Here is a 3219-nt window from a genome sequence, read left to right on the forward strand (position 1 = left end):
ACCCCCCGAATAGTAATAATTGGACAATTGTCAAGACCGGCTTTCGTCAGCTTATCGCGTAGCCGATAAATATGATTGTCGACAAGCCTTTGCTCGCTGCAGTAATCATCTCCCCAAATACGCTTTATTAATTGCTCACGCTGGAATACGATCTTTGGATGTTTCACCAATGCAACCAATAAATCGAACTCAACACTAGTTAATTCGACAGGTGCTTCGTTGACAAATACTTGTCTTTCATCGTAGATGATATGTAGGGAATTCCAACGATAGCTAGTCGGTGCTTGATTTCCTCCACGGCTTCGGCGCAAGAGAGCTTTAATACGCGCAACCACTTCGGCAACATGGAAAGGCTTTGTCACATAGTCATCTGCGCCTTTGGAGAGAGCGCGGACCTTGTCAATTTCTCCGTCACGAGCGGATAACATTAGAATGAAAGCTTCTGATTCACGGCGGATTATCTCACATACTTGAACGCCATCCATCCCTGGCATCATGATATCGAGCACAACCACATCCGGTCGATGCAGATGAAATGCTTCGATAGCTGACTTGCCATCATAAGCGGCGGATACATGATATCCTTCCGCTTCTAAATACCATCTCAAGCCTTCTACCAAGTCTTTATCATCATCAACAATTAGGATGGCGCTCATAATGGACAACCTCCGCGCAGGTTCTACAATATTATAGTCCAAAGGGGCGTAAACCGACTTACGCCCCCACAAAGCTGCTCAATATAAGTTCCAACTAATTCGTTGGCGCAGGTGGCTTTGGTAATGTGTTTTGACCCGTCACTGTCCCGTCAGCGATGTTAATCGCAACAATCTGTGGGCCGCGAACTATATAGAGAGTTTGTCCATTAAGCTTGAGAATGGCCTTAGCAGGTGGTGGGGGGGCGCCAGGGCCTTTACCCGCTTGCATGGTTTGTGAGTCAGCATTCTCTTGTTTTGGCGGTTCGACAACAGGCAAGGTCGACTTGACGGTTACTTTAAGCGTTGTTGCATCGATGCAATAAAATTCGTCGCCCATAACGATTAGTATTTTATCGCCTGCGCTGCCGCTGCCTGCTGAGAATAGCATTTCCCCAGGCTTTGGCATTGGCGGTTTATCAGTAGCGCTTGTGCTCTGTTCGCCCAGGTTTAATGTGCCGACTTCTTTCAAAGCTGCATCATACTTAACCAAAGTGCAACCGGCAAGAACGAATACTCCAGAGGTTCCGGTTTCAATCATGACCATCGGATGCGGAGGTCCGCCTGGTCCGCCTTGGCCCATCGGTCCCCCCGGACCACCCATTCCGCCCTGTCCGCCTTGTCCTCTTTGCGCTATGGCAATACTGCCAAACATCACTCCAAGCAGCACGATAACCACTGCCCAGTTGACCCAGTTCTTTGTTCGAAAGCGTTTCATTTTCTTCATCCTCCTTATAAAACTTGCTTCTGAAGAGCAGGTCATGTGATCCGCTCCTGTTCGCTTGTACTTATATTTTACGTCTATAAACAAATAAGATTTATCTCAAACATCACGCCCATATCACGTTTATGTCGTTTCTTTGTAATTCATAGGTAAAATACGGCACTTGAGGTTGTTATGGATAAAATGGTTACAGTGTTAGGCGGAGGGTTTGCGGGAGTGGAGGCGGCGTGGGCAGTCGCTCAGCGAGGGGTTCGTGTCAGGCTCTATGAGATGCGTCCTCATAAGATGACCCCCGCTCATAAATCGGGCAATCTTGGCGAGTTGGTTTGCAGTAATTCTTTTAAATCAGATCAACCAACCTCCCCTGCAGGCCATTTGAAGTGGGAGATGGAACAATTAGGCTCACTTGTTATTCCCACTGCTCGAAAGCACGCCGTTCCTGCTGGGCAAGCCTTAGCGGTCGAGCGGGATGCCTTCAGCGCTGAACTAACCGAGCGAATTGAGAGCCATCCGCTTATTGAACTTATCCGCGAAGAAGTAACCTGCTTACCCACTGAACGCCCACTCATTGTAGCAACCGGCCCGTTAACTTCTGAAAGTCTCTCAAGTGAAATCGCCAAGTTAGCCGGACATGAGTATCTTTACTTCTATGATGCAGTCTCTCCAACTGTTGATGCCTCAACGATTAACTATGACCGTGTATTCAAGCAAAGCCGCTACGACAAGGGCGAGGGGGACGATTATATCAATTGCCCCTTTAATAAAGAGGAGTATCAGGCTTTCTATCAAGCATTAGTCAGCGCTGAACTAACGCCTTTGCGCGATTTCGAAGACCCTAAGTTCTTTGAAGGGTGTCTACCCCTCGAAGAGATAGCGTGCCGTGGTGAACGCTCAATGTCCTTTGGCCCCTTTAAGCCGGTAGGTCTTACCGATCCTCACACAGGCAGACGCCCTTGGGCAGTCATGCAGCTTCGACCTGAGGATAAACAGGGAAGACTTTACTCTTTAGTCGCCTGCCAAACCCGAATGACATGGCCGGAGCAGAAAAGGGTGTTCCACCTAGTCCCCGGTCTGGAAAACGCCGAGTTCGTTCGCCTGGGCGTTATTCATAGAAACACCTATATCGATAGCCCCAGATTATTATTGCCAACCCTCCAATACAAAGAGGAACCCACGATGTTCTTTGCGGGGCAGTTAGTAGGAGTAGAAGGCTACATCGAATCAGCCGCCGCCGGATTGATGGCAGGCATCAACGCTGCCAGGCTAGTATCTGGCAAGGAAGCCGTAACCCTCCCTGAGCAAACAGTTTTAGGTTCACTGCTAGCCTACATCACTACAGTCCCAGACAAACACTTCGCCCCCATGAATGCCAATTGGGGATTACTTCCCGAAGAAGGAACCCATACAAAAGACAAGACCCTCCGAAGAGAAAAGAAACTCCAATCCGCCCGCACTGCCTTTGAAAACTTTATGCAAGAGCTTCCTTAGTAAAGCTAAGCAGGGGCGCGAGAGCGCAGCCCCCGAACACGAACGTGTCATTGCGAAGCTCTGTGCCGAAGCAATCTCCTCCACGCAATGACACGATCTACTAACTTGTATGCACAGCTTCTCTACGTGTGAAGACCAGCTTATGGTCTTTGGCGTCTACTTCTATTACATCCCCTTCGGCGTACTCTCCGGCGATTAGTTTTTGGGAGAGAGGGTTGAGGATGTCCCTCTGAATGACGCGCTTTAATGGGCGGGCTCCGTAGGCTGGGTCGTAGCCTTCGGCGGCAATGTAGTCAAATGCGGCTTCGGATAAGT

4 protein-coding genes are annotated in these 3219 nt (G+C 49.1%); 1 reads left to right on the forward strand and 3 read right to left on the reverse strand.

Annotated elements, in window-relative coordinates:
* Together WCO51_11555 and WCO51_11560 are read right to left on the reverse strand one after the other, a co-directional pair.
* On the reverse strand, positions 1-656 hold a 656-nt coding region (locus WCO51_11555), incomplete at its 3' end, for a response regulator transcription factor (GenBank protein ID MEI6513890.1).
* A 94-nt stretch (positions 657-750) separates the two neighbouring features.
* Positions 751-1410: a hypothetical protein gene (locus tag WCO51_11560; GenBank protein ID MEI6513891.1), complete on the reverse strand. Its 660-nt coding sequence runs from the start codon at positions 1408-1410 to the stop codon at positions 751-753.
* Positions 1411-1590: 180 nt separating this feature from the next.
* On the opposite strand from WCO51_11560, the gene trmFO reads away from it, so the two are divergent.
* Positions 1591-2904, forward strand: coding sequence for a methylenetetrahydrofolate--tRNA-(uracil(54)-C(5))-methyltransferase (FADH(2)-oxidizing) TrmFO (trmFO, locus tag WCO51_11565; protein ID MEI6513892.1), 1314 nt, complete (start codon positions 1591-1593; stop codon positions 2902-2904).
* Between the two features lie 100 nt (positions 2905-3004).
* On the opposite strand, the gene WCO51_11570 is transcribed toward trmFO, so the two are convergent.
* Positions 3005-3219 (reverse strand): hypothetical protein (locus WCO51_11570; protein MEI6513893.1); only part of this gene is annotated, 215 nt, incomplete at its 5' end.

It is taken from the genome of bacterium (genome assembly GCA_037131655.1).
Classification (GTDB): domain Bacteria; phylum Armatimonadota; class Fimbriimonadia; order Fimbriimonadales; family JBAXQP01; genus JBAXQP01.